At 62.2% G+C, this 23,457-nt stretch carries 22 protein-coding genes; 8 read left to right on the forward strand and 14 right to left on the reverse strand.

From position 1 onward, the window contains the following. Window positions 1-5 precede the first annotated feature (5 nt). A complete protein-coding gene (locus GV818_RS09420; protein ID WP_161756190.1) occupies window positions 6-935 on the reverse strand; it encodes an AraC family transcriptional regulator in 930 nt (309 codons plus the stop codon). A 332-nt stretch (window positions 936-1,267) separates the two neighbouring features. Between GV818_RS09420 and GV818_RS09425 the strand changes: the two genes are divergently transcribed. Then, window positions 1,268-1,633 (forward strand): putative quinol monooxygenase, encoded by a 366-nt coding sequence (locus GV818_RS09425; RefSeq protein ID WP_161756189.1) that lies wholly within the window; start codon window positions 1,268-1,270, stop codon window positions 1,631-1,633. Between the two features lie 9 nt (window positions 1,634-1,642). Continuing rightward, window positions 1,643-1,915 (forward strand): hypothetical protein, encoded by a 273-nt coding sequence (locus GV818_RS09430; protein WP_161756188.1) that lies wholly within the window; start codon window positions 1,643-1,645, stop codon window positions 1,913-1,915. 9 nt (window positions 1,916-1,924) lie between these two features. On the opposite strand, the gene GV818_RS09435 is transcribed toward GV818_RS09430, so the two are convergent. Both GV818_RS09435 and GV818_RS09440 read right to left on the reverse strand, forming a co-directional pair. Continuing rightward, a complete protein-coding gene (locus tag GV818_RS09435) occupies window positions 1,925-2,554 on the reverse strand; it encodes a flavin reductase family protein (protein ID WP_161756187.1) in 630 nt (209 codons plus the stop codon). Window positions 2,555-2,718: 164 nt separating this feature from the next. Further along, window positions 2,719-3,171, reverse strand: a complete 453-nt coding sequence (locus GV818_RS09440; protein ID WP_161776414.1) for a heme utilization protein — start codon at window positions 3,169-3,171, stop codon at window positions 2,719-2,721. A gap of 374 nt (window positions 3,172-3,545) precedes the next feature. Here GV818_RS09440 and GV818_RS09445 point away from each other — a divergent pair, with 374 nt between their 5' ends. Continuing rightward, window positions 3,546-4,301, forward strand: a complete 756-nt coding sequence (locus GV818_RS09445) for a COG4705 family protein (RefSeq protein ID WP_161776415.1) — start codon at window positions 3,546-3,548, stop codon at window positions 4,299-4,301. A 97-nt stretch (window positions 4,302-4,398) separates the two neighbouring features. Here the strand turns inward: GV818_RS09445 and GV818_RS09450 are convergent, their stop codons facing one another. The 4 genes from GV818_RS09450 to GV818_RS09465 all read right to left on the reverse strand — a co-directional run bounded on the left by GV818_RS09450 (window position 4,399) and on the right by GV818_RS09465 (window position 10,701). Then, a complete protein-coding gene (locus GV818_RS09450; RefSeq protein WP_161776416.1) occupies window positions 4,399-5,721 on the reverse strand; it encodes an MFS transporter in 1,323 nt (440 codons plus the stop codon). A gap of 209 nt (window positions 5,722-5,930) precedes the next feature. Next, window positions 5,931-7,265, reverse strand: coding sequence for a sigma-54-dependent transcriptional regulator (locus GV818_RS09455; protein ID WP_161756183.1), 1,335 nt, complete (start codon window positions 7,263-7,265; stop codon window positions 5,931-5,933). Continuing rightward, window positions 7,259-9,025 carry a sensor histidine kinase gene (locus GV818_RS09460; RefSeq protein ID WP_161756182.1) on the reverse strand — a complete coding sequence of 589 codons (1,767 nt, stop codon included), beginning with the start codon at window positions 9,023-9,025 and terminating at the stop codon, window positions 7,259-7,261. Before GV818_RS09460 ends, GV818_RS09455 begins: the two co-directional genes overlap by 7 nt. 152 nt (window positions 9,026-9,177) lie before the next feature. Further along, the gene (locus tag GV818_RS09465) at window positions 9,178-10,701 is read right to left on the reverse strand and encodes a fumarate hydratase (RefSeq protein WP_161756181.1); all 1,524 of its coding nucleotides are present in this window, start codon (window positions 10,699-10,701) and stop codon (window positions 9,178-9,180) included. A 338-nt stretch (window positions 10,702-11,039) separates the two neighbouring features. Here GV818_RS09465 and GV818_RS09470 point away from each other — a divergent pair, with 338 nt between their 5' ends. The 3 genes from GV818_RS09470 to GV818_RS09480 are packed head-to-tail and all read left to right on the forward strand — an operon-like array spanning window position 11,040 to window position 13,855. Continuing rightward, window positions 11,040-12,146 (forward strand): GGDEF domain-containing protein, encoded by a 1,107-nt coding sequence (locus tag GV818_RS09470; RefSeq protein WP_161756180.1) that lies wholly within the window; start codon window positions 11,040-11,042, stop codon window positions 12,144-12,146. Further along, a complete protein-coding gene (locus GV818_RS09475; RefSeq protein WP_161776417.1) occupies window positions 12,139-13,077 on the forward strand; it encodes an iron-sulfur-binding ferredoxin reductase in 939 nt (312 codons plus the stop codon). Before GV818_RS09470 ends, GV818_RS09475 begins: the two co-directional genes overlap by 8 nt. A gap of 28 nt (window positions 13,078-13,105) precedes the next feature. After that, complete coding sequence (locus GV818_RS09480; protein WP_161756178.1) at window positions 13,106-13,855, forward strand: enoyl-CoA hydratase-related protein; 750 nt, start codon at window positions 13,106-13,108, stop codon at window positions 13,853-13,855. 125 nt (window positions 13,856-13,980) lie between these two features. On the opposite strand, the gene pyk is transcribed toward GV818_RS09480, so the two are convergent. Beyond that, complete coding sequence (pyk, locus tag GV818_RS09485) at window positions 13,981-15,432, reverse strand: pyruvate kinase (RefSeq protein WP_161756177.1); 1,452 nt, start codon at window positions 15,430-15,432, stop codon at window positions 13,981-13,983. A 157-nt stretch (window positions 15,433-15,589) separates the two neighbouring features. On the opposite strand from pyk, the gene GV818_RS09490 reads away from it, so the two are divergent. Both GV818_RS09490 and GV818_RS09495 read left to right on the forward strand, forming a co-directional pair. Continuing rightward, window positions 15,590-15,964: a tetratricopeptide repeat protein gene (locus tag GV818_RS09490; protein WP_161756176.1), complete on the forward strand. Its 375-nt coding sequence runs from the start codon at window positions 15,590-15,592 to the stop codon at window positions 15,962-15,964. 220 nt (window positions 15,965-16,184) lie between these two features. Continuing rightward, window positions 16,185-16,544 carry a PilZ domain-containing protein gene (locus GV818_RS09495; protein ID WP_161756175.1) on the forward strand — a complete coding sequence of 120 codons (360 nt, stop codon included), beginning with the start codon at window positions 16,185-16,187 and terminating at the stop codon, window positions 16,542-16,544. A gap of 15 nt (window positions 16,545-16,559) precedes the next feature. Here the strand turns inward: GV818_RS09495 and GV818_RS09500 are convergent, their stop codons facing one another. The 6 genes from GV818_RS09500 to GV818_RS09525 are packed head-to-tail and all read right to left on the reverse strand — an operon-like array spanning window position 16,560 to window position 23,332. Then, window positions 16,560-17,891 carry a DUF58 domain-containing protein gene (locus GV818_RS09500; protein ID WP_161756174.1) on the reverse strand — a complete coding sequence of 444 codons (1,332 nt, stop codon included), beginning with the start codon at window positions 17,889-17,891 and terminating at the stop codon, window positions 16,560-16,562. A gap of 13 nt (window positions 17,892-17,904) precedes the next feature. Beyond that, window positions 17,905-18,936: an AAA family ATPase gene (locus tag GV818_RS09505; RefSeq protein ID WP_161776418.1), complete on the reverse strand. Its 1,032-nt coding sequence runs from the start codon at window positions 18,934-18,936 to the stop codon at window positions 17,905-17,907. Next, complete coding sequence (locus tag GV818_RS09510) at window positions 18,933-20,096, reverse strand: DUF4350 domain-containing protein (protein WP_161776419.1); 1,164 nt, start codon at window positions 20,094-20,096, stop codon at window positions 18,933-18,935. The genes GV818_RS09505 and GV818_RS09510 overlap by 4 nt, the downstream gene beginning before the upstream one ends. Next, window positions 20,093-21,643, reverse strand: a complete 1,551-nt coding sequence (locus GV818_RS09515; RefSeq protein WP_161776420.1) for a DUF4129 domain-containing protein — start codon at window positions 21,641-21,643, stop codon at window positions 20,093-20,095. Before GV818_RS09515 ends, GV818_RS09510 begins: the two co-directional genes overlap by 4 nt. Next, window positions 21,630-22,610: a stage II sporulation protein M gene (locus GV818_RS09520; RefSeq protein WP_161756170.1), complete on the reverse strand. Its 981-nt coding sequence runs from the start codon at window positions 22,608-22,610 to the stop codon at window positions 21,630-21,632. Before GV818_RS09520 ends, GV818_RS09515 begins: the two co-directional genes overlap by 14 nt. Further along, the gene (locus tag GV818_RS09525) at window positions 22,607-23,332 is read right to left on the reverse strand and encodes an RDD family protein (RefSeq protein ID WP_161756169.1); all 726 of its coding nucleotides are present in this window, start codon (window positions 23,330-23,332) and stop codon (window positions 22,607-22,609) included. Before GV818_RS09525 ends, GV818_RS09520 begins: the two co-directional genes overlap by 4 nt. Window positions 23,333-23,457 lie beyond the last annotated feature (125 nt).

The raw sequence follows: 23,457 nt of genomic DNA on the forward strand, positions 1-23,457 counted from the left end.
AGGCATCAACCGCCAACCCGCAAGCGCGCCATGTCTCGCAAGGGAGGTGCGCCGAACAAACGGCTGTACTCGCGGCTGAACTGCGACGGGCTTTCATAGCCGACCCGGTACCCCGCCGCCGAAGCCTCCAGGCCCTCGGCCAGCATCAGCCGCCGCGCCTCTTGCAGGCGCAGCTGCTTCTGGTATTGCAACGGGCTCAGGGCGGTCATCGCCTTGAAGCGATGATGCAGGGTCGACACGCTGAGGTTCACTTCCCGGGCCAGGTCATCGATACGCAATGACTGCTCGAAGTGACGGTTCAGCCACTTGATCGCCTGGTTGACCCGGTGGCTCTGGCTGTTGGTGGTGGCAATCTCATACAGGCGATGGCCCTGGGGGCTGCGCAGCAGGCGATAGAGAATCTCCCGGCGCACCAGAGGTGCGAGCATGGCGATGTCTTTCGGAGTATCCAGCAAGCGGGTCAGGCGCAGCACTGCATCGAGCATCGGCGGGTCGAGATGCTCTACATACAGGCCGCGTCCGGTGGGCCTGGCCGCTACTCCCAGCGGCCCGGCATCGGCAATCAGTGCGTTGATCTCGCCGGGATCGATGTCCAGGCGCAAGGCCAGGATCGGCTCCTCGGGGGACACCATCGCCACCTTGCCGCTCAGGGGCACGGCCACCGAGACCACCAGATAATTCAGCGGGTCGTAATTGTAGGTTTCATCGGCCAGGCGCACTTCCTTGCGACCCTGGGCCATGATGCACAGCGCCGGCTGGGCCAGCACCGGGGCGAACTGGTGGGAGCTGCTGTGGCGCGAGACGAACAGCGCGTCGATGGCCGTGGCATGACTGCCGTCGGTAACGGTGTTGCGCTCGATGATCGCGGCCAGTTCTGCGCGCTGTCTTTCCATTTCCGGGGCCAGGGGCACCTGCAAGTTCTGCAGTGATGACATAGAGCAGCCTCCGGAGGGTTATCGATCGGCACAGCATAAGTTTGTGCAAGCAGGGCAGCTAGGCAATTCCTGCGCAATACTTGCCTGATCCTGCTGCTTGCGTGCGCGATAGACAAGAGGAGCCGATAGCCTGCGGGTTCACTTGCTTGAAACACCGTTGTAGCTCTTTTGTCGCATAGCGTTGGAATCATCGGCCCGTGGCCCACGCTATCGCAGGATTGGGCAAATCAGCGGCAGAAATCGACTAACGTCGTGCGCTGTGCCCCCCGTATCGTTGATCCTGTTGCAGCCCGTCCCACGGCTGCCTCGACAACACCCTGGGAGGGTCGCACATGTCTACGCATATTCCCGTCAGTCACATCGCCTTTGTCCATGCCCGGGCCGGGCGCTCCACGGAGCTGGGTGCACGCTTGAGCAGCCTGATCGAACCGTCTCGCCAGGCGCCTGGTTGCCTGCACTTTGCCTTGCAGCGCTCGCAATGCGATGCGCAGTTGTGGATGGTGTCCGGTTTCTGGAGCAGCCAGCAGACGATGACGGCCTATTTCAGTTCGCCGGCGATGGCGATCTTTGCCGAGCTGGTCCAGGACCTGGTGGTCAATAGCCTGGATTTCCATACCTTCAGCACGGTGTCGGCACTCGAGGCCTGTGGCGAATACGCGCAACTGCAGCGCGCGCCGCTGCACCAACTGGCCAGCTGACGGTTTAGAATGGCCGACTTTCCATTGGCCAGGATCAGCAACATGGCACGCAAAGAGTTTGCACACTACGAAGCAGTTTCCGCTGTGGTTCCAGGGGAGGGTGGTTACAGCGCCGCAATCGCCGTCAAAGCCCTGGGTGGTTCAGGGGCTCCGCGTTTTCACAAAGTCCTGGATGGGCAGAAATTCAACACCGCTCATGACGCCGACCAGGCTGCCGCGCAACAACTCGAACAGCTGAGCGACGTCGATCAAGACGGCGAATTGAGCTGGAAAACCAACTGAGTCGAACTGCTACTTGACCGCCCCGGGGCGGTGCATCTTGAACAAGGCCTCTGGCCCCAACTGAAAATAATCCGCTGGCCCGCCGCCGCGCAGAATCGGTTCTGCCGCGGCGGTGTCGTAGATCCCATCCTTGAGCAGCCATTTGGCGATATGCACGGCGACCACTTCGCCGAGAATCAGCCAACTCGGCACCAATGCCTTGTCTGCCCGTTGCAACTGAATGATCTGTGTGACCTTGCACTCGAAGGACACCGGGCTCTCGGCGACCCGGGGCACGCTGATGATTTTCGAGGCGATCGGCGTCAACCCTGCCAGTTCGAACTCGTCGACCTCGGCGGGGACGGCAGCGCAGCTCTGGTTCATCTGCTCGGCCAGGGGCCGAGTGGCCAGGTTCCAGGCGAACTCGCCGGTCTGCTCGATATTGTTCAGGCTGTCTTTGCGCCCGACGCTGGAGAAACCGATGATCGGCGGAATGTAGTTGAAGGCGTTGAAGAAACTGTAGGGCGCAAGGTTCAGGCGACCTGTGCTGTCCTGGGAAGAGATCCAGCCGATAGGGCGCGGGCCGACGATGGCATTGAACGGGTCGTGGGGCAGGCCATGGCCCAGGGCAGGTTGGTAATAATGGATATCGTCGGGCATGGCTCAAGGTTCCTGCTTGGGTGCGATTGAAGGGCGCCATAGTGCAGTGCGCAATCGTTGAACTCCAGCATCCCTCTAGCGGGTTGGGGGGAGGGGCGAGGATTTCTCTTGGCCGAAAAAGACTAAGCCCGGCCGAAGCCGGGCTGTGATGTCACATGGATCGATCAGCTGATGGTGGCGGAACCGGTGCGGTCGTAACCGTCAGCAGCGAAGGTAGCGGAACCGGTGCGGTCATAGCCGTCTTCAGCGAGGGTGGCGGAACCGGTGCGGTCGTAGCCGTCAGCAGCGAAGGTGGCGGAACCGGTGCGGTCATAGCCGTCTTCAGCGAGGGTGGCGGAACCGGTGCGGTCGTAGCCGTCAGCAGCGAAGGTGGCGGAGCCGGTGCGGTCGTAGCCGTCTTCAGCGAAGGTGGCGGAGCCGGTGCGGTCGTAGCCGTCAGCAGCGAAGGTGGCGGAGCCGGTGCGGTCGTAGCCGTCAGCAGCGAAGGTGGCGGAGCCGGTGCGGTCGTAACCGTCAGCGGCGAGGGTGGCGGAACCAGTGCGGTCATAGCCATCTGCTGCGAAGGTGTTGGCAGCCAGTACCGAGAGGGTCAGGGCGAGGATCAGTTTGCTTTTCATGGTGGTGACTCCGGGTTCGTTGAGGTGTGTGCGTTGGGCTTGGAATTAATCCTACTCCGGTAAAATTGATTGAAAAGCGCAAATTAATGCTAATTAAAATCGATTTTATCGATGTGTAGGGGGTCGCCATTCTCCGTCGATTACCGCGTTCAAGCCTCACTCTGTATACGGACCAAGTCTCGACTTGGATTCAGTACCAGGCTAAACACCGAGCATTAACTGGTCATTAATTGAGCAATCGGTGAGTTGCAAAACCTTTCAACGGTTTTTTCATTCAAGCCTTACCTATTTTTCACCCCGTGGCGTTCAGCCTCCGCGCAAGCCTGCACCCAAGACAGGCCATCTTGAATGTGACCCTTGGAGCTTCTTTGCAAATGAACAAACTTCCTCAGATCACCCTGGCCTTCTGGGTCATGAAAATCTGCGCGACGACCCTGGGCGAAACTGCGGGTGACCTGCTGTCGATGACCCTCAACGTCGGTTACGCCATCAGTTCGCTGATCCTCATCAGCGTGTTCCTGCTGACCTTGTTGACCCAGCTGTTTTCGAAAACCTACAACCCGCTGCTGTACTGGATGGTGATTCTCTCCACCAGCACCGCCGGCACCACGATGTCGGACTTCATGGACCGCACGCTGGGCCTGGGTTATGCCAGTGGTTCGCTGATCCTGATCGCAATACTGCTGACGATCTTCGTGGCCTGGCGCCTGAGCGGCGACTCACTGAATGTGAACAAGATCCAGACCTTTCGTGGCGAGATGTTCTATTGGACGGCGATTCTGTTCTCCAACACCCTGGGCACGGCTCTCGGCGATTACCTGGCGGACGATTCGGGTTTGGGGTTTGCAGGCGGGGCGTTGCTGATCGGCTCCACCATTGTGGTGGTGGTATTGCTCAAGTACTTCACCAAGCTGTCGTCGGTGCTGCTGTTTTGGCTGGCTTTCGTCCTGACCCGGCCATTCGGCGCGACCCTGGGCGACTTCCTGACCAAGCCCCATGAAAAGGGTGGCCTGGACTTCGGCACAATCGGCTCGTCGGCGGTATTGGCGGGGATCCTGCTGGTGCTGATTGTTGGTGCGTCCTGGGCGCAGAACCGCTACTCGCGACAGGGTGCCGCTGAACTGTCCTGAGCCCAGGCTCACTGTGGGCGCCGGCTTACCGGCGAAAACGTTCCCACAGAGATAGACCAACCCATACGCCCGGGCCTTGCACCCGGGCGTTTTTTTCTCAGTCGGTCTCGATCCGCGAGTGCTTGCGGGTGTCCTTCATGGTCACGTAGACCAGCAATGAACAGGCTATGCACGCGGTGACATACCAGTAGTAGCCGGTTTCCATGCCGATGCTCTTGAACCACAGCGCGATGTATTCAGCGGTGCCGCCAAAGATCGATACGGTCAGTGCGTACGGCAGGCCGACGCCCAGTGCACGGATCTCGGTGGGGAACAGCTCGGCTTTGACTACTGCGTTGATCGAGGTGTAGCCGCTGACGATGATCAGCGCGGCCATGATCAGGAAGAATGCGCCCCACCAGCTTTGAATGGTGTGCAGGGTGGTCAGGATCGGCACGGTGAAGATTGTGCCGAGGATACCGAAGGCGATCAGGATCGGACGACGGCCGATCTTGTCCGACAGCGCACCGATCACCGGTTGCAGGCACATGAACAGGAACAGTGTGGCTGCGGAAATGGTGGTGGAGTCGGAAATGCTCATGCCGACGGTGTTCACCAGGTATTTCTGCATGTAGGTGGTGTAGGTGTAGAAAGCCAGGGTGCCGCCCATGGTCAGGCCGACCACGGTCATCAGCTCTTTCGGATGGCGCATCAGGGTACGCATCAGGCTTTCTTTGGGCTTTTCCTTCTTCTTGGTGAAGGACTCGGTTTCTTCCATGCCGCGACGCAGGTACAGCGCTACGACTGCGCAGAGGGCACCGATGCCGAACGGAATCCGCCAGCCCCAGGATTGCAGTTCTTCGGTGGTCAAAACGTTTTGCAGGACGATCAGCACCGCCAGGGCGATGAGCTGGCCGGAGATCAGGGTGACGTACTGGAAGCTGGAGAAGAAGCCACGGCGCTCCTTGGTCGCCATCTCACTGAGATAGGTCGCCGAGGTGCCGTATTCACCGCCCACCGACAGACCCTGCATCAGGCGCGCCAGTACCAGCATGATTGGCGCGCCGACGCCGATGGTTTCATAACCTGGGGTCAGGGCGATGATCAGGGAACCGAAGCACATCAGCAGCACCGAGGCCATCAGCGCGGCTTTACGGCCTTTGCGGTCGGCGTACAAGCCCATCAACCAGCCACCGATCGGCCGCATCAAGAAGCCCACGGCGAAGATTGCGGCGGTGTTCAGCAGTTGGGCAGTGGTGTCGCCCTTGGGGAAGAAAACCTTGGCGAAGTACAACGAGAAAGCCGCATAGACGTACCAGTCGTACCACTCGACCATGTTGCCGACGGAGCCGCTGAAAATCGATTTCAGGCGACTGGCAGTGGTCTTTTCTTTGGCGGGCACAGCCGCCGACCCAGCAGGCAGGGTATTAGAGATATCCATGACGGACCCTTCTATTCATTGTTTTTGTGGAGTGCGCGCAAGCGCAGCCTACAAGGGCTATAGCAGGACCTGTGCCAGGAGAGAGAGCCCCGGTTTAGAGGGGGGCGCTGGAAATAATGAGCGGAAATCCGCTTGTGGGGGAGGGTTGGGTGAGCGGGAAATTGCCGAAGAGCAGCTGCTGCAGCCGCTAGCTTCGGAGGTTGGAGCGTTCAGCTGCCTTTGACAAACATCTCTCTGGTCAGCCCATGACGTTGCATCTTTTCGTTCAGCGTCCGGCGTGGCAGTTGCAGTTCGTTGAGCACTGCCTTGATGTCGCCCTTGTGGCGGGTCAGGGCGGCGCGCAGGCACTGGGCCTCGAAGGCTTCCTGCTGTGCAGCCAGAGACTGGCCGGCGTCGATGACTTCGGTTTCCGGCTCTCCCAGACCCAGCACTTGGCGTTCGGCGACGTTGGCCAGTTCGCGCACGTTGCCCGGCCAGTCATGGCTGAGCAGGCGGCTCAACTGCGTGCCGCTCAAGGGCGTGTTGCTGCGCCCCAGGCGTTCGGCGGCGGCATGGGCGAAGTGCTCATACAGCAACGGAATGTCCTCGCGACGTTCTCGCAGCGGCGGTAGTCGCAGTTCGGCGACGGTCAGGCGATAGGCCAGGTCTTCACGGAAACGTCCGGCCCGGGCTTCGTCCAGCAGGTCGGGTTTGGTCGCGGCGATGATCCGCAGGTCGACCTTGATGCTCTGGTTGGAGCCCAGGCGTTCGAGTTTCTGTTCCTGCAGCACCCGCAGCAGCTTGACCTGCTGGGCCAGGGGCATGCTTTCGATTTCGTCGAGAAACAGCGTACCGCCATGGGCGTACTCCAACTTGCCGATGCGCTTGCCCTGGGCGCCGGTGAAGGCGCCGCTTTCGTGACCGAACAACTCGGCCTCGAACAGTTGTTCAGGGATCGCCGCACAGTTCAGGGCAACGAAGGGCTTGCCGGCCCGGGGGCCGAAATCATGCAGGCAGCGGGCAATCAGCTCCTTGCCGCTGCCGGTTTCCCCGCGGATCAGCACATTCACCGGCAGGGCAGCCAGTTCCAGCACCTGGCGACGCAGGGTCTGCAAGGCCCGGGACACTCCGAGCAGGGTGCTGTCGAGCTTGGCCCGACTATCGGCCTGTTGGTGCAGGCGGCGGTTCTCCATGACCAGGCGGCGCTTGTCCAGGGCCCGGCGCAGGCTGCTGAGCAGGGTGTCGGGGCTGAAGGGTTTTTCCAGGAAGTCGTAGGCTCCGTCGCGCATGGCTTCCACCGCCATGGGCACGTCGCCGTGGCCGGTGAGAAGAATGATCGGCAGGTCGGGATCCAGGAGCTGAACCTGGCCCAGCAGTTCCAGGCCACTGATGCCGGGCATGCGCACATCGCTAAGGATCACCCCGGGGAAGTCCCTGGGCAGATGCGCCAGGCAGTCCTCGGCCCGACTGAACAGTTGGACCTCGAACCCCGACAGGCTCAGCCATTGTTCGATGGCGGTGCGGATGCTGGCTTCGTCATCCACCACGATTACCGAGTTCAGCATTGGATATGTGCCTCCAGGTCGATAGGCAGGCTGAGGGTGAACACCGCGCCCTGATCCTGGTTGGCCGCGCTCAGGCGGCCGCCCAGTTCATGGACGATGGCGTAGGACACCGCCAGCCCCAGGCCCAGGCCATCGCCCACGGGTTTGGTGGTGAAGAATGGGTCGAACACGCTCAGCAGGTGTTCTTCGGCGATCCCGCCACCGGTGTCGGCCACCCGCAGTTGCCACAATTGATCCTCGGCCTCGAGGCGGATCTCCAGGCGCTTGTGAGCTTTGTCCTGCATGGCGTCAAGGGCGTTGCGCAGTAGATTGATCAACACCTGCTCCAGGCGGATGGCATCGCCCCGGACCCAGGCCGGACGGGTCAGGTGCAGCACGACTTCGATCTCTTCGGCGCGCAGCCGGGCTTCCAGCAAGTGCAGCGACTGGTCCACCACCGCTGCCAGGTCCAGGCGTTCGCGCAAGCCACTAGGGCTTTTGCGGGCGAAGATCTTGAGATGGCTGGTGAGGGCGGCCATGCGGGTCAGCATGTCGTCCAGTGGGCGCAGGGCCTTGTAGGCTTCATCCACCCGGCCGTGATCCAGCAGCAGTCTCAGCGTCGCAAGCTGCATGCGCTGGGCGGTCAGGGGTTGGTTGATTTCGTGGGCCAAGGCCGCGGACATCTGCCCCAGGGCGGCGAGTTTGGCCGACTGCACCAGGCCTTCCTGTGCAGTGCGCAGATCCCGGGTGCGCTCCTGGACCAATTGCTCGAGTTCTTCACGGTTGCGCTGGCGGATTTTGCCCAGGCGCCAGCGCTGGTTGAGGAACAGCAACAGGAACACCAGGCTCAGCCAGAGGCCGGCGGCGGCGAGACCGGCGTTGCGGCTTTCCTCGAAGGCATTCGCCGGCTTGCGCAGCAGGTGCAGGGTCCAGCCCTCGGCAGTCAGCGGCAGGGATTCCCAGAGGTAGTTGGCACTGCCTTCAGGGCCGTCGACCCGGACCAGGCGGCTGCTGTCGTCAAACTGCTGCAGGGTCGTGTGTTGCAACGGCGTCAGAGGTTGTTTGTCGTACTGGCGGGTGAGCTTGATTTCCGCCAGGTCGTTGTCGGACAGCGGCTGCAGCTGCCGGTAGCGCCAGCCGGGCTGGTTGGCGATGAAGATGATGCCCCGGGCATCGCTCACCAACAGGGTGTCATTGCCTTGGCTCCATTCATGTTCCAGTTCGGGAAACTCCAGCTTGACCACCATGGCCCCGAGGAAGTCCTCGTTATCGGTCTTGACCGCGCTGGAAAGGAAATAGCCGGGAATGCCGCTGGTCACGCCGACCGCATAAAAGCGCCCGCTGCCCTGGCTGCGGGTCTGCTTGAAGTAGGGGCGAAAGCCGTAGTTGTGGCCGACATAGCTGCTGGGCAGGCGCCAGTTACTGGCGGCCACGGCCAAGCCTTCGTGGTTCAGCAGCTCGAGGGTCGAGGAGCGGGCGGCACCGTTGATCTTTTCCAGTTTGCGGTTCAGCACATCCTGGGTTTGCTCTGTCACCGGGCCCAGGAGCGCCGAGCGCAGTTCCGGGTCCAGGGCCAGCACCGCCGGCAAGGCGCGATAACGTTCGATCAGGGTGTGCAGGGAGTTGGCATACAGCCCCAACTGCTCATTGGCTCGGGCAGCATCCTCCACCAGGGTCTGGCGCTCGGCATGACGCATGGCCAGGCCAGCGCTGATGACGGTGCCAGCGAGAATCACCAGGATATAGAACGTCAGGCGGAGTGGGCGAGAGATCTGGGCCATGAGTCAGGGCAGGCTGCAATGGGGGCGGGAACGATAGCATGAGCGCCGGGTGGAACGTTGATCGCGGACAGTTTCGATAAAGCGCGGAACATAAAAAAGCGCCGGGCTGTTGAATCAACAGCCCGGCGCTTTTGCCGAACGGGGGGAAGGGCTTACTGCACTTCTACCGCCAGGCTGTCACTGATCTTTTTCTGCCAGATGGCAGGACCGGTGATGTGTACCGACTCGCCCTTGCTGTCGACTGCGACAGTGACCGGCATGTCCTTGACGTCGAACTCGTAGATCGCTTCCATGCCCAGTTCGGCAAAGGCCAGGACCTTGGACTTCTTGATCGCCTGGGCCACCAGGTAGGCGGCGCCGCCAACGGCCATCAGGTACACGGCTTTGTTGTCCTTGATCGCTTCAATGGCGGTTGGGCCACGCTCGGACTTGCCGATCATGCCCAGCAGGCCGGTCTGCTCGAGGATCTGTCGGGTGAACTTGTCCATCCGCGTAGCGGTGGTCGGGCCGGCCGGGCCAACCACTTCGTCGCCCACCGGGTCTACCGGGCCAACGTAGTAGATGAAGCGACCCTTGAGGTCTACCGGCAGGGTTTCACCCTTGTTGAGCATCTCGACCATGCGCTTGTGCGCAGCATCACGGCCAGTGAGCATCTTGCCGTTGAGAAGGACGGTTTCACCCGGTTTCCAGCTTTGCACGTCTTCCGGGGTCAGGGTATCGAGGTTGACGCGACGAGCCGACGGGCCGGCCTCCCAGACGATTTCCGGGTAGGCGTCCAACGGTGGCGCTTCCAGCGAGGCCGGGCCGGAACCGTCGAGCACGAAGTGTGCGTGGCGGGTGGCGGCGCAGTTGGGGATCATGCACACCGGCAAGGAGGCGGCGTGGGTCGGGTAGTCCATGATCTTCACGTCGAGCACGGTGGTCAGGCCGCCCAGGCCCTGGGCGCCGATGCCCAGTTGGTTGACCTTCTCGAACAGCTCCAGGCGCATTTCTTCAATGCGGTTGGACGGACCGCGAGCCTTGAGCTCGTGGATGTCGATGGACTCCATCAACACTTCCTTGGCCATTACCGCGGCTTTCTCGGCGGTACCGCCGATGCCGATGCCCAGCATGCCCGGTGGGCACCAGCCGGCGCCCATGGTCGGAACGGTTTTCAGCACCCAGTCGACGATCGAGTCGGACGGGTTGAGCATGGCCATCTTCGATTTGTTCTCGGAGCCGCCGCCCTTGGCCGCCACATCCACTTCCACGGTGTTGCCCGGGACGATGGAGTAGTGGATCACCGCCGGGGTGTTGTCCTTGGTGTTTTTCCGTGCGCCGGCCGGGTCGGCCAGGATGGATGCGCGCAGGACGTTTTCCGGCAGGTTGTAGGCGCGACGCACGCCTTCGTTGATCATGTCATCCAGGCCCATGGTGGCGCCGTCCCAGCGCACGTCCATGCCCACGCGAACGAATACGGTGACGATGCCGGTGTCCTGGCAGATTGGCCGGTGACCGGTGGCGCACATGCGCGAGTTGATCAGGATCTGCGCCATGGAGTCACGGGCGGCCGGCGACTCTTCGCGCAGGTAGGCCTCGTGCATCGCCTGGATGAAGTCCACGGGGTGGTAGTAGGAAATGAACTGCAGGGCGTCGGCAACGCTCTGAATCAGGTCGTCTTGCTTGATCACGGTCATGAGTCGCGCTCCTCTAAAAGACGGGAACATTTAATAAAGGTGACTGCAGCTTGGGTGCATCGGTCGGTTGCAGTCACCTTCCAAGGCACGCCGGACAACAACTGGCGCGACGCTAAAAAGGCGCCGCAGTATACCGCGCCTGGGGGTTGGGCACACCCGCCAGCCAGGCAAACGAAAGTCGCCCATCGGATGGGCACTGTTCTTGCGTGAAACAGCGGCGAAACCCCGGATCACGGCTTAAAATTTGGATAGTCATTTGTCTGCTGCAGCACTAAAGTGGCAAGTGGCCTGCAGGGTAGGAAACTCTTTAAGCCTCCTTTCTCACGGTGAGTCAACGATTGACCCATAAAGCCATCCAGAGCTTGTTGCTCAAGCGCTTCAGTATTGCCGCGGGCACCTACGGACTGATTCTGCTGCTGTTCTGGCTGGCGGTTCTCACGGGGCATTACCGCGCCTCGACCACCAGTGCGCTGTGGGTCACGACTCTGGTCCTGGCCAGTCAGGGACTGCTGTATTGGGTATTCGCCAGCGGCCGCAACCTGCGGTTTGCCGATCCCAGCCTGACCGAGTTCCAGGTGGTCCTGGGCATTGCCTGGCAGACCTGGTTGATCGCCCATCTGGATCAGGCCCGCGGGACCTTCCTGGTGTTCTATATCCTGCCGCTGTTGTTCGGTCTGTTTCATCTATCCCGCGGGGCCTATCTGCGCTGTGCAGTACTGATCTTCTTCTGCTTTGCCGGAGTCACCCTGTGGGACGGTTATCACTTCGTCCTTGCCGATCCGCAACTGGCGGCGCTGCAAGTCTGTGTCCTGCTGGTGATGCTGGTATGGATGTGCCTGTATGCGGCCTATGTCCAGGCTTCGCGTTCACGCATGCGCCAGCGGCGTTTCGCCTTGCAAGCCCATCAGGACACCCTGCGGGGAATGATGCGACAGCTGGAGGATCTGGTGGCCACCGATGAGTTGACCGGCCTGTTCAATCGCCGACACTTTCTACGAATTGCCAGTCGCGAATTGCAAGCCATGGATCAGGAACAGGTGCATGGGCTGGCGTTGATCGATCTGGACCATTTCAAACGCATCAACGATATCCACGGCCATGCCGCGGGAGACCAGGTGCTGCAGGCGTTCGGCGCGGTGGCTACGGCGTGCCTGCGCGATGGCGATGTCTTGGCTCGCTATGGTGGTGAGGAATTCGTGATCCTGCTTCCCGAGTGTGATGCCGAACGCCTGACCTCCTGCTGCGAGCGTTTGCGCCTGGCCTTCATGGAGGTGCAACTGGTGGGCCTGAATGTGCGTGACCTGAGTCTGTCGGCGGGGATGACCCTGCTGCAGGCCGGCGACGATCTGGACAATGCCCTGCAGCGCGCCGATCAGGCGCTGTACCGGGCCAAGCGCGACGGCCGCAATCGTTGTTCCGCGGCCTGGGAAAATCTCGATGCCTGAATTGTCTGTCGGCGCGCGACGCTGGTCGGTGGCGCCTGGAAGCAACCTGCTGGATGCCTTGTGTCAGGCCGGTGTGGCGGTGCCTTACAGCTGTCGCGCCGGCAGTTGCCACGCTTGCCTGGTGCATTGTGTCCAGGGCCTGCCCAGCGACAGCCGGCCGGATGCATTGAGCGATGAACAGCGCCGTCGTGGCTGGCGCCTGGCCTGCCAGTGCCAGGTGGTGGAAGACCTGCAGGTCGAGACCTTCGATCCTTTGCGTGATGGCCTGCCGGCTACGGTTATTGGGATCGACTGGCTGTCATCTACGGTCCTGCGCTTGCGTTTGCAACCTGAACGGCCACTGCGTTACCGCGCCGGCCAGCATCTGGTGTTGTGGGCTGCCAATCAGATTGCTCGGCCTTACTCCCTGGCCAGCCTGCCTGAAGAAGACCGTTTTCTGGAGTTTCACCTGGATTGCCGGCACCCGGGGCAATTCAGCGATCAAGCCCGCCAGTTGCAGCTCGGCGACTCCGTCCGCCTGGGCGAACTGCGAGGCGGCGCGTTGCACTATGATCCGAACTGGCAGCAGCGGCCGCTCTGGCTGCTGGCGTCGGGGACCGGGCTGGCGCCGTTGTTCGGCGTATTGCGCGAGGCCCTGCGTCAGGATCACCAAGGCCCTATCCGGGTCATTCACCTGGCCCATGACAGCAGTGAGCATTACTTGGCCAAACCCTTGGCCGCCCTGGCGGCGAACCGTCCCCAACTGACTGTCGAACTTTGGGAGGGGGCCGGGCTGACAGCGGCTTTGGCGCAACTGCGGCTTGTTTCCCGGCAAACCCAGGCCTTACTCTGCGGGCACCCTGACAGTGTCGAAGCCTTTGCCCGGCGCCTGTACCTGGCGGGGCTGCCGCGCAATCAACTGCTGGCCGATGTGTTCCTGCCCCGTGGTTGAGTGCTGATTCTTCCAGAGCGAGACCTACATGACCGATGCCATCGAGCTGCAACGCGAGGGCGGGCTGCTGACCCTGCGCCTGAACCGCCCCGACAAGAAAAACGCCCTGACCCGTGCCATGTACAGCCGCTTGGCCGAGGCCCTGGCCGAGGCGGACGCCGACCCGGAAATCAATGCCCTGCTGATCTGCGGTAGCAGCGAGTGCTTTACCGCAGGCAACGACATTGCCGACTTTCTGCAACAGCCACCCAGCGACCTCGACAGTCCGGTGTTCCAGTTCATGCTTAATCTGCTGGAGTGTCGCAAGCCGGTGGTGGCGGCAGTGGCTGGTGCTGCGGTGGGCATTGGCACCACCTTGCTGCTGCATTGCGACCTGGTCTATGTCAGCCGTGATGCACGGTTGCGTATGCCGTTCGTCAACCTTGGCCTGTGCCCGGAGTTTGGTTCGAGCCTGATCCTGCCGCGTTTGTTGGGACAGGCCAAGGCGGCTGAGTTGTTGTTGCTCGGTGAGGGTTTCAGTGGTGAACAGGCCGCGGCCTGGGGAATTGCCACTGCCGCCCTGGGGGATGGCGTGGCGACTCTGGCCAGGGCCAGGGAAGTGGCGTTGCGTTTCAGTCAGTTGGCGCCGGCAGCGGTACAGGTCAGCAAGCACTTGATGAAAGCCCCGGACCGCCAGCAACTGCGTGAGGTAATAGCGCAAGAGGGCGCGTTGTTCACCCAGCGTTTGCGCTCGCCGGAAGCGATTGCCGCGTTATCGGGGTTTCTTGCCAAAGGCTGAGGTTGCGGCGCCAAGTTTTTCGTTCCCTGTCGCCGCAACCTTCGGCAGTCGCTACAGGGGCAGGGCAGGCATGAAAAAGCCCCGACGTTTTCACGCCGGGGCTTTTGTGTTCAGCGAACCAGAACTCAGACCATCGGGTCGCCAACGTGCAGGATCTTCATGCCGTTGGTGCCGCCGGTGGTGTGATAGCTGTCGCCCTTGGTGAGAATCACCCAGTCGCCTTTCTCTACCACACCGCGCTTGAGCAGCTCATCGATCGCTGCCTGGCTGACCTGCTCGGGTGGCAGGGAAGCCGGGTCGAACGGGATGGTGTAGACGCCGCGGAACATGGCCGCGCGAGCCTGGGTCTCACGGTGTGGAGAGTAGGCGTAGATCGGCACCGAAGAACGGATACGCGACATGATCAGCGGGGTGTAGCCACTTTCGGTGAGGGCGATGATTGCCTTCACGCCAGGGAAGTGGTTGGCGGTGTACATGGCGGCCAGGGCGATGCTCTGGTCACAGCTTTCAAACACCTTGCCCATGCGATGGCTGGAGGTCTTGCTGGTGGGGTGTTTTTCCGCACCGACGCAGATCCGCGCCATGGCCTGGACCGCTTCCAGTGGGTAGGCACCGGCAGCACTTTCCGCCGAGAGCATGACCGCGTCGGTGTAGTCGAGCACGGCGTTGGCCACGTCGGACACTTCGGCACGGGTCGGCATCGGGTTCTGGATCATCGACTCCATCATCTGGGTCGCAACGATCACTGCCTTGTTGTGACGACGGGCGTGGAGGATGATTTTCTTCTGGATGCCCACCAGCTCGGCGTCGCCGATTTCCACGCCGAGGTCGCCACGGGCCACCATCACTGCGTCACTGGCGTTGATCAGGCCGTCGAGGGTTTCATCATCGGCCACAGCTTCGGCGCGTTCGATCTTTGCCACCAGCCAAGCGGTACTGCCAGCTGCGTCCCGCAGCTTGCGGGCATATTCCATATCGGCGGCATCACGCGGGAAGGACACGGCCAGGTAGTCGACTTGCATCTCGGCCGCCAGCTTGATGTCGGCCTTGTCTTTTTCGGTCAGGGCCGGAGCCGTCAGGCCACCGCCACGACGGTTGATGCCTTTGTGGTCTGACAGTGGGCCGCCGATGGTGACCACGCAATTGAGTTCGGTGGCGGTGGCGGTTTCCACGCGCATTACCACGCGGCCGTCATCCAACAGCAGTTCGTCACCGACGCCGCAGTCCTTGACCAGGTCCGGGTAGTCGATGCCGACAATGTCCTGGGTGCCTTCAGTCAGCGGATGGCCGGTGGAGAAGGTGAACTTGTCACCGATCTTCAGCTCGATACGCTTGTTGGCAAATTTGGCGATACGAATTTTCGGGCCTTGCAGGTCGCCGAGGATAGCAACGAAGCGGCCGTGCTTGGCTGCCAGGTCGCGGACCAGTTGGGCGCGAGCCTTGTGCTCGTCCGGAGTGCCGTGGGAGAAGTTCAGACGGGCAACATCCAGTCCCGCGAGAATCAACTGTTCGAGAACTTCCGGCGAGTTACTGGCCGGGCCAAGGGTGGCGACGATTTTGGTACGACGAACGGACATGCACGGACTCCTGAGTTCAAGCGCAACGAGAGGCTACTATGCTCCGAAGTTGTAGTCATTGTTCGTTTGCACTACTTATTGGTTTGTTTGTTTACCGCAACAACCTTGAAGATTTTTGCCAATGAGTCGATACACTGCACAAGACAGGAGATACCTCATGCGATTCGTACTCATTGCTGCCCTGGCCGTCAGTGTTGTCGGCTGCACCCGCTGGTCCATGGATCACCATTTGAACAACGCCTACCGGGCTTATGACCGTGGCAACTGCGAGAGCGTGATGCTCGAGTTGAGCCAAGTCGACCGTGACAGCCGTGCGCGGCGCTATATCCAGCCGGAAGTGTCGATGCTGCGCGGGCAATGCCTGGAGCGTCAGAGCTTGTTCGTCGATGCCGCGCAGACTTACCAGTTCATCATTACCCAGTACCCCAGCAGCGAATACGCCTATCGCGCCCGGGCCCGCCTGGAGACGCTGCAGCAACTGGGGCATTTTCCGCCCCGCGGTGCCGCTCAGGTTCGCCACACTGCCTTGTGATCGACGCTCGTCAGGGGCGCTTTAATTGCCCCAGAAGCTTGAGCTAACATTCGTGCAGCTTTTTCGAATTCTGCTTCAGCCTTGCCTGCGGCAGGAGCGTTGGAATCCTTCTGGCGATTTTCCTCGCACATCGAATCCGGGAGAACGAGCCGGCACTCAAGGCCCGTTCCGAAGCACTAGTGCGGTCATGCTTAATGGCCTTTCCAAAGCGATACCCAGCATGTTCACGGAACGTCGTATCGAGCGGCATCAACTGTCGTCTTTCTTGAAAGTCTTCAACCGGTTTACTGACAAGCCCGTCGGTTTCCTGGGCAATCTCTCTGCTGATGGGCTGATGTTGATCAGCCAGTTGCCAATGCTGATCGGTGCCGAGTTCGAGTTGCGGGTGAAGGTGCCCTGCGGTGAGGGGCAGGTGCAATTGATCGATTTCAGTGCCAGCTGCCTGTGGTGCCATGAGGACCTCACGCCTCACCACTACGACAGCGGTTTCAGCCTGTTGCGGGTATCGCCCGAGTTCGCCGAGCTGGAGCAAGCCCTGCGTCATTACTTCAGTTTTCATCCGGTGCAGACTTCGGCCTGATGCAGGCGGCTGCCGCTACAGGCTGCCGGCTTTCTTCCAACTCAGATAACGGCTGACCAGTTCGGCCCCCAGCTCCCCCGGACGGGCGTCGAGCAGGGCAATGCCGTGGGCACTCAGGCGTTCATGGAGTTCGGCCCGGGTATTCAGGTAGTTCACCGCCGCGCTATAGGTCAGTGCCTCGGGCAGGGTTTGCACCGGGCTCTGGCGCAACTGGTCAAGGACTTCCTCGCGCAGGCTGGCCACCAGTACCCGATGCTGGCGGCTGATGCGCTTGACCGCGGTCAGCAGCTCCTGGTCATCTTCGTCCCGCAGGTTGGTGACCAGTACCACCAATGCCCGGCGTTTCTGGCGCGCCAGCAACTCGCTGGCGGCGGCCTGGTAGTCGGCGGGACGCTGGCTGCTCTGCAGGTCGTAGACACCGTTGAGCAGGACGCTGAGCTGGGCCGAGCCCTTGACGGGTGCAAGGTAGCGCGAGGTGTCCGCGGCAAAGCTGCACAGGCCCACCGCATCCCCCTGGCGCAGGGCCACATAGCTCAACAACAGGCAGGCGTTGAGGGCATGGTCGAAGTGCGCCAGTTCGCCATCCTGGCTGCGCATGCGACGCCCACAGTCGAGCATGAAAATGATCTGCTGGTCGCGTTCGTCCTGGTACTCCCGAGCGATGGGGGTGCGCTGGCGGGCTGTAGCCTTCCAGTCGATCTGCCGCAGGCTGTCGCCCTCGCGAAATTCGCGTAGTTGATTGAATTCCAGTCCCAGGCCGCGGCGTTGCAGCTGGCGCACTCCAAGCTGGCTGAGCCAGTTGTCCACGGCCAGCAATTGTGCGCCATAGAGACGGGCGAAGTCCGGGTAGACCCGGGTGCTGCCGTGAACCTTCACCAGACGTCTGGCGCTCCACAGACCCAGGGTGCTGGGCAGGCTGACTTCACACTGTTCGAAGTTGAAGTGGCCCCGCTGCAGTGGTCGCACGTTGTAGCTGATCCGGCTGACCTGGCCGGGCTCAAGACTGACTGACTGTGGCAGGTGCTCGAAACTCAGTCCCTGGGGCGGGTGATCGAACAGTTGCACGTCGAGGGGTTGTCGATAGCTGTGCAAGATCTCCAGCTGCACCTCGCTCCAGCGTCCCAGGGGCAGGCTGCCGGGCAGCTGGCGACGCACCTCTGGCGAGGCCAGGCGCAGCAGGCGCAGGGCGTCCAGCAATGCCAGCAGCACCAGCGCCAGCATCAGGCCCCAGGCGATCGAGTCCAGGCGTGAGGCGACCTCGATACCCAGGGCGCGAACTACCCCGAGAACAATGTCCAGGCCAGCCAGGGTGCCCAGCCAGATCAGCAGCAGACGGGTCGGCTTCATCGGCGTGGGCTGCTCACAGGCGCGGTGCGGGGATCTGCTCAAGCATCTGCTTGAGCACCTGTTCCACCGACAGGCCTTCGATGTCCAGTTCCGGGGCAACCCGGACCCGATGCCGCAGCACGGCCATGGCGCAGCCCTTGATGTCATCCGGAATCACGAACTCGCCACCCCGCAACAGGGCCCGCGCCCGTGCCCCGCGGACCAGGGCAATGGAGGCGCGAGGGCCGGCGCCGAGGGTCAGCCCAGGCCAGCTACGGGTTGCCCGAGCCAGGCGCACGGCATAGTCGAGTACCTGTTCGTCCAGGGGCAGGTCGCTGGCAATGCGTTGCAGGGCCAGCACGTCCTTGGCTTGCAGCACAGTGCGTAGAGGCTGCACGTCGAGCATGTCGGCGCGGGTCGAGCGCGCGACCTGGCGAACCATGTTCAGCTCTTCCTCGGCGTCCGGGTAATCCATGCGCAGCTTGAGCATGAAACGGTCCAGTTCGGCTTCCGGCAGCGGGTAGGTCCCTTCCTGCTCGATGGGGTTCTGGGTCGCCAGCACCATGAATGGCTGGGCAATGGGCAGCGCCCGGCCTTCCAGGGTGACCTGGCGTTCCTGCATGGCTTCCAGCAGGGCCGCCTGGGTCTTGGCCGGCGCGCGGTTGATCTCATCCGCCAGCAGCAGGTTGGTGAACAGCGGGCCCTTGCGCAGCTTGAACTGTTCGGTTTGCAGGTCGTACACCGCATGCCCGGTGACGTCGCTGGGCATCAGGTCCGGGGTGAACTGGATGCGCGCGAACTCGCCACCGAAGCACCGGGCCAGGGCACGTACCAGCAGGGTCTTGCCGAGGCCGGGGACCCCTTCGAGCAGCACGTGGCCGCCGGCGATCAGCGCGGTCAGCACATCATCGATCACGGCTTCCTGGCCGATCACCACCTTCTGCAGTTCCTGGCGCACGGCCTGGGCCAGTTGGCTGGCCCGTTGACGCTGCTGGGTCGCATGGGCCTGGGCCTGGGCTTGAGGCGGCTCGACAGACTCAAGCGGTTCGACGGGTTGTTCGCTCATAGGGCATTCCTGAGAGTTTGCAGGTGGGCGACCTGGCGGCTGAAGTCAGCGCTGGAAAGGCGCTGCCCGGAAAAGGCTTGCAGTGCCTGAGTGACGGCACTGACGGGTTGTTGACTGAGCAGGGCAAGTACCTCTCGCTGGGCGTTTTCGTCCAACTGCTCGAAACCCGGATGACGACGTCGCGCCCGGCGTCGGATATCCACTTGCAAGGCATGCAGCAAGGCGGCCTGGCCGCCATGGCGGAGGAGGAAGTCGGCACTGGCGCGCAGATGTTCGAGCAGTTGGCGTCGGGCCTTGGGCGGTGGTGCCAGCAATGGACCCTGGCGCACTCCCGCATGCCAGAGACTCAGGCCGACCAGCAGGGCGATGGCCACCAGCGCCTGGGGGAAATAGCGCCAGAGCAATTGCCAGAGGCTTGGGTGCTCAGTATTGAACAGCAGCGTCACGGCGCTATCGGTGTTCAGGTACCACAGCAGCCAGGCGTTGTCGTAGAGACCAATGGCGGGGGCTTTCCAGATATCGGCATCGGTCAGCACGGTGACCGAGCCCTTGCCATAGTCCAGCTGGATCATGTGGGTGGCGACGCCACTGTTGGCCCAGGACTGGGCAAGGTCGTCCGGGTCGTCCAGGTGGAAGGCGGTATCAAAGCCAATGTAGGCCGGTGCCTGTTCGTCTTCCAGGTAGACCTTGGTCAGTTTTGGATAGGCGTCGTCGGGCTGCTGTTCCGGCGGCTGCTCAAGGTCCTTGCTCAGTTGCTGGTGGATCTGCACCCGGTCCAGCAGCAGGTCGCCGCTTTGTTCGCTGTCTTCGTCCCACAGGGCCTCGGCGACAAACACCAGGCGGCCGCCGGCACGGGCCCACTCCAGCACTTGATCGACCTGGCCAGGGCTCATGTTCGAGCGCTCCCCGAGCATCAGCAGGCTGTTGCCGGCAGGTTTCAAGCTGGCGAGCACCTCCAGGCCGTTGGCGTGGTCGACCTTGAGACCGCGCTCGCGTAGAAACATTTCGGCGGCCAGGTAGGGGTTGGCCCGGGCTTGCGGGGAAGGGCCGTGGTCGACCAGCTCCTGATAAGGCGTGGCGTGGCGATACAGGTAGTAGCCGCTGGCGCTAAGTATCAGGACCAGCAGCAGAGCCAGGCCTCCCCACAGGTAGCGCTTCATGATTGCGCTCCGGGGCCGAACAGGCTGCGCCAGCCGTTACACAGCTGCGGTTGCAGGTCTGCGCCGGGTATCTGATGACCGTAGGCCATGTTCTGCCAGTGCCGGGTCAGGCTGATACTGAACGCTTCCAGTTGCGGCTGCTGCAGGTCCTTGATCCGCTCCAGCACCTGGCCTTCGGTATCGGCTACGCCCAGGGGCAGATGAAAATCTTCCAGCAAGCGACTGAGCAGCGCCCGGTACAACAGCCCCAAGGCTTCCCTGGGCTGGCTGGACCACAGTTCTTCGGCGCGGGCCGCGACATCTGCAGGCAGGGTTTCGCTGCTGACCTCCAGGCCGAACAGTTGCTGGGGTGTCGCTGCCGGGCGCTTTTTGCGCGGCAGCGGGCGGCGGCTGACAAACGCCCGCAGCCAGTCGCGGTAACGCCAGATCAGCCAACCCAGGCCCCCTAGCAGCAAGCCCCAGAGGAGGATTTCCAGGCTTTTGGCGAGGCTGCCGAAGCTGTCCTTGCCGAGACTCTCCAGCAGGCTCTTGAGCCAGCCCGGCGGCGTGCTGTTGGAATCTTTTTTCTGGGTCTGTTCATCGCCGAAGCGGTAGCGGGTGACCGACTCCTGATTCTTGAACGGCGGTTTTTCCAGGATGCCCTGGATGCTGTCCTTCGAGGCCTTGCTGGTCAGGGGTTGCTGCAGCAGGCGCGGACTCTCGGGGCCGGCTGCGGAACTGCTGGGGGGTGCAGCCCAGAGTGACTGGGTCGGCGTCAGCAGGATCAGCCCCACCATCAGCAGCAGTGCCGTGACTCCCGCCAATCGCTGGCGCAGTCGGCGAAACACCAGTTCGATGTCCCAGGCTTCCAGCTCGGTGCGTCGGTTGAGGTAGAGGCTGAAGCCGCAGGCCACGTAGATCGGTTCCCAGATGACCAGGACCAGGGCGTAGAAGGCATTGGTCAGGTGCTCCAGCCACAACCAGTCCTGCTGGGCGGCAATGATCAGCGTCTGCCAGTTCCAGTCCAGCTCGATCTGTTGTGGCAGCAACAGGTAGAACAACACCATCAGGCCGATCCACAGGGCGCCTTCCAGGTGCATGCCAATCAGGGTCAGCCAGCGCGCAGCGCCGGCATTGCGCTGCAACAGCACCGCCAGGCGCATTTGCCGGGCGTCACCGCTCAAGCCTTCGAGTTGGACCACGGGCATGACAAAGCTGCGGCTCATGCTGAAACGGCGCCAGGTCAGGCTGGCCAGTAACTGCGGCTTGAGCAGGCGCGGCCATTGCCTCAGGGCCTGTCCGAGGGTCGGAGTTTCGCCAAACAGGGCCTTGGACAGGATGAACAGCGGCAGGCGCTCGAAAGCCGGCTTCAGCCACCAGAACAGCAGCACCGCCAGGGACGGGGTTTCCCACAGCAGCAGGGTCAGCAAGGCAAACACCGGCAGGCTGACGAGGGCCCAACTGCTCATCAGTAGGCCTCGGTGCTGCTGGCTCAGGAGTACACCCAGGTCCATGGCTTCCCAGGCGTTACGCGGGCGGATCACCACACTGGCGTCACTCAGGCGCATGGGATTCACGTCCGGCCAAGCTCAGGTACGCCAGCACCAGGCTCCAGAGTGCGGCACCGACGCTGTATTTGATCCAGGCGGCGGGCCAGGTCATGGAGGACCAATAGGCTTCGACAAAGGCGGCAATCAGCAGAAATGCAATCACTCCGTAGATCAACTGCACGCTGATTCGCGCCGCCTGCAACAGGGCTTCGCCGCGAGGCAGGCGACCGGGGGCGATCAGCGCCCAACCCAGCTTCAGCCCGGCGGCACCGGACAGGGCAATGGCCGTGAGTTCAAAGGCGCCATGACCAATGACGAAGGGCCAGAAGGTCTGGCCGAAGCCGATCTGGGTCAGATGGCCGGCGATGGCACCGATGATCAGGCCGTTGAAAAACAGGAAGAACACGCTGCCCAGGCCGAACAACAGGCCGCTGGCAAAGGTCTGAAAGGCGATGCCGATGTTGTGCATGATGTAGTAGCCGAACATCACCCAGTCTTCACTGGAGGCCCGTTCGGCGGCCCGTCCCAGGCGCCCGGCAGCCGGGTCGTACATGCCCTGCATTTCCGTCACTTGCTGTGGGCTGACCACGCTGTAGATCAGCTCGGGAAACAGATACACCAGCAGGCCGATGCCCAGCAGGCTGCCGAAGAACAGCAGGCTGGCGATCAACACCAGGCGCCACTCCTGGCGCACCAGGCGGGGAAAGCCGGCCAGTATGAAGCCCAGAATATTGGCACTGATGGCGGTACGTTGGCGGTACAACTGCTGATGGCCACGTAGCGCCAGTTGCTGCAGCGGGTCGATCAGATAGCTGCTGTAGCCGCGTTCCTGAGCCAGGGCCAGGTGTTGGCACAGGCGACGATAGTCCTGGACAAAGGTCTGGCAATCCGCATTTTTGGCCCGGCCTCGTTCCAGCTGTTCAAGCTGTTGCTCGAAGTGCTGCCATTGCGGCTGGTGACGGCTTTCAAAAAGGCTTTGTTTCATGTCGCTCCCAGGAAGCCGCGGGCAATGCCATTGAGTTCGGCAGTGGCCTGGGCGGTGGGCACATGCAGCGGTTGGGCGAGGATGGCCGCCAGCTCCCCAGTCCGCTCGGTCGACAGCTGGCCTTGGCGCTCGGCAAAGCCGAGGATCGCACGTTGCTCATCCAGGCTCAGGGCGAAGGGCACGGAACGGGGCTCGGCGGTTGGCAGCTCTGGGCGCTTGACCGACTGCTCGCGGTAGATCACCAGAGTGCCGGCGGCCAGGTCGCCGAGGCGCTTGAAGGTGGGGTGTTGCAGGCAACTGATGGCGCCGAGGAAATAGCCGAACGGCAGCATGTCGGCGAAGCGCAGCAGATTGCGGGTCAGGGAGGCACTCCAGCCAATAGGGGTACCGTCGTCCTGCACTACTCGCAGGCCCATCAGCAGCTTGCCTGGAGAGCGGCCCTGGTTCAGGACCTCAAACAGCACCATGTACCACCAGCTGATCAGGAACAGTAGGATCGAACCGAGACCGATGCCGATTTCGCCGAAGAAGCCAAGGACGATGAACAGCAGGCCCATGACCAGGCCGCGGATGCCCAGGTCGAGGGCGAAAGCCAGGGAGCGGACCAGCAACCCCGCGGGTCGCAGTGGCAGATCGATGCCCTCGGGGGTTTCGACCTGATACCGCGTATCCAGTGGCGGGTGCAGCGATGCGTTCCTTGGCGTTGCTGTGGTCTCAAGCATGGGTAACTTGTCGACTGGCCTGATAGAGAAAAAATCCAGCGCCGATGCTAGCAGTGTCTGAGGGGCAAACGACATCATTAACTATCAATTAAGCAACCTGGTCTGAGCGTTGCCGGTACGCGCGG

Source organism: Pseudomonas sp. Fl4BN1 (assembly GCF_009908285.1).
Lineage (GTDB): Bacteria > Pseudomonadota > Gammaproteobacteria > Pseudomonadales > Pseudomonadaceae > Aquipseudomonas.

Excerpts from the sequence above, each read along its gene's own strand:
- GV818_RS09420 (WP_161756190.1), bottom strand. The coding sequence starts at position 935 with ATGTCATCACTGCAGAACTTGCAGGTGCCCCTGGCCCCGGAAATGGAA.
- GV818_RS09425 (WP_161756189.1), top strand. The coding sequence starts at position 1,268 with ATGTCTACGCATATTCCCGTCAGTCACATCGCCTTTGTCCATGCCCGG.
- GV818_RS09430 (WP_161756188.1), top strand. The coding sequence starts at position 1,643 with ATGGCCGACTTTCCATTGGCCAGGATCAGCAACATGGCACGCAAAGAG.
- GV818_RS09435 (WP_161756187.1), bottom strand. The coding sequence starts at position 2,554 with ATGCCCGACGATATCCATTATTACCAACCTGCCCTGGGCCATGGCCTG.
- GV818_RS09440 (WP_161776414.1), bottom strand. The coding sequence starts at position 3,171 with ATGAAAAGCAAACTGATCCTCGCCCTGACCCTCTCGGTACTGGCTGCC.
- GV818_RS09445 (WP_161776415.1), top strand. The coding sequence starts at position 3,546 with ATGAACAAACTTCCTCAGATCACCCTGGCCTTCTGGGTCATGAAAATC.
- GV818_RS09450 (WP_161776416.1), bottom strand. The coding sequence starts at position 5,721 with ATGGATATCTCTAATACCCTGCCTGCTGGGTCGGCGGCTGTGCCCGCC.
- GV818_RS09455 (WP_161756183.1), bottom strand. The coding sequence starts at position 7,265 with ATGCTGAACTCGGTAATCGTGGTGGATGACGAAGCCAGCATCCGCACC.
- GV818_RS09460 (WP_161756182.1), bottom strand. The coding sequence starts at position 9,025 with ATGGCCCAGATCTCTCGCCCACTCCGCCTGACGTTCTATATCCTGGTG.
- GV818_RS09465 (WP_161756181.1), bottom strand. The coding sequence starts at position 10,701 with ATGACCGTGATCAAGCAAGACGACCTGATTCAGAGCGTTGCCGACGCC.
- GV818_RS09475 (WP_161776417.1), top strand. The coding sequence starts at position 12,139 with ATGCCTGAATTGTCTGTCGGCGCGCGACGCTGGTCGGTGGCGCCTGGA.
- GV818_RS09480 (WP_161756178.1), top strand. The coding sequence starts at position 13,106 with ATGACCGATGCCATCGAGCTGCAACGCGAGGGCGGGCTGCTGACCCTG.
- pyk (WP_161756177.1), bottom strand. The coding sequence starts at position 15,432 with ATGTCCGTTCGTCGTACCAAAATCGTCGCCACCCTTGGCCCGGCCAGT.
- GV818_RS09490 (WP_161756176.1), top strand. The coding sequence starts at position 15,590 with ATGCGATTCGTACTCATTGCTGCCCTGGCCGTCAGTGTTGTCGGCTGC.
- GV818_RS09495 (WP_161756175.1), top strand. The coding sequence starts at position 16,185 with ATGTTCACGGAACGTCGTATCGAGCGGCATCAACTGTCGTCTTTCTTG.
- GV818_RS09500 (WP_161756174.1), bottom strand. The coding sequence starts at position 17,891 with ATGAAGCCGACCCGTCTGCTGCTGATCTGGCTGGGCACCCTGGCTGGC.
- GV818_RS09505 (WP_161776418.1), bottom strand. The coding sequence starts at position 18,936 with ATGAGCGAACAACCCGTCGAACCGCTTGAGTCTGTCGAGCCGCCTCAA.
- GV818_RS09510 (WP_161776419.1), bottom strand. The coding sequence starts at position 20,096 with ATGAAGCGCTACCTGTGGGGAGGCCTGGCTCTGCTGCTGGTCCTGATA.
- GV818_RS09515 (WP_161776420.1), bottom strand. The coding sequence starts at position 21,643 with ATGCGCCTGAGTGACGCCAGTGTGGTGATCCGCCCGCGTAACGCCTGG.
- GV818_RS09520 (WP_161756170.1), bottom strand. The coding sequence starts at position 22,610 with ATGAAACAAAGCCTTTTTGAAAGCCGTCACCAGCCGCAATGGCAGCAC.
- GV818_RS09525 (WP_161756169.1), bottom strand. The coding sequence starts at position 23,332 with ATGCTTGAGACCACAGCAACGCCAAGGAACGCATCGCTGCACCCGCCA.